At 67.3% G+C, this 785-nt stretch carries 2 protein-coding genes; both read left to right on the top strand.

Annotation, left to right across the window (positions count from 1 at the left end):
• The coding region (locus EA795_RS21100) for a hypothetical protein (protein ID WP_158601322.1) at positions 1-389 on the top strand (389 nt) is incomplete at its 5' end.
• Positions 390-397: 8 nt separating this feature from the next.
• The coding region (locus tag EA795_RS20660) for a hypothetical protein (protein ID WP_240645062.1) at positions 398-785 on the top strand (388 nt) is incomplete at its 3' end.

The following is a 785-nucleotide window of genomic DNA, read 5'->3' as shown; positions in this document are numbered from 1 at the left end:
CCGCGACCACGGACCGTGGCGCGGAGAATCCCCGCACCATCACGGTAAACCTGCCGGCGCTAATTGAGGGCGTGTACGAGGATGGGTTCGCGCATGGCCCGCTGCCGCTGGTCTTCACCAACTGGAGCCAACAGACGTGGACGATCCGGTTGGACCCCTCCGCATTCTGGGTCAGCGGGCTCCTCTTCGATCTGCTCCTCGAGGGCTTCGCGCAGCTCGGCCTCACGGTGAATCAGGAGGGCACAGATGATCGGGTTACGGTCATCACGCTGCCACCCGCCACCAACGTCTGGATCGATGCGGGCGGCTGGGCATATCCGCCTGGTGGTGGTGACTACGAGAGCTTTGGCATGAACCTCACGGCTCGACCCCTCAATCTCTACCTGTAGCNCACATCGTGCAGGGCGCGACCCTGCGCGACACCCTGCGGCTGATGCAGCCGCGCCTGGAATACCGGCCCATCACCGCCATCGGCGGCTCGCCGGTGCGCCTTACCGTCGACCACGGCCTGCCGGGCAACTGGCTCGCCTGGGTGGAGGGCTCGACCGGCCTGCAAGGCCTCAACCGCTCCACCCGCGAGCGCCCGCACCGCGTCACCGTAGTTGATCAGTCGACGCTGGAGATCAACGCGCTGTCCGCGTTCGGCCTGGCACCCAGCGGCGGTCAGCTGATCTACAAGCCGCCCGTTGACCTTACCGGCGCGGCGGTCCGCATGCAGGTCCGCGCCGGCATAGGCGGTGCGCTGCTGCTGGAGCTGACCACCGAGAACGGCGGCCTGGCCATCA

Source organism: Stutzerimonas nitrititolerans, assembly GCF_003696285.1.
Taxonomy (GTDB): domain Bacteria; phylum Pseudomonadota; class Gammaproteobacteria; order Pseudomonadales; family Pseudomonadaceae; genus Stutzerimonas; species Stutzerimonas nitrititolerans.
The sequence above is the reverse complement of the archived record's forward strand: the minus strand, read 5'-3'. Positions and strand labels throughout refer to the sequence as shown.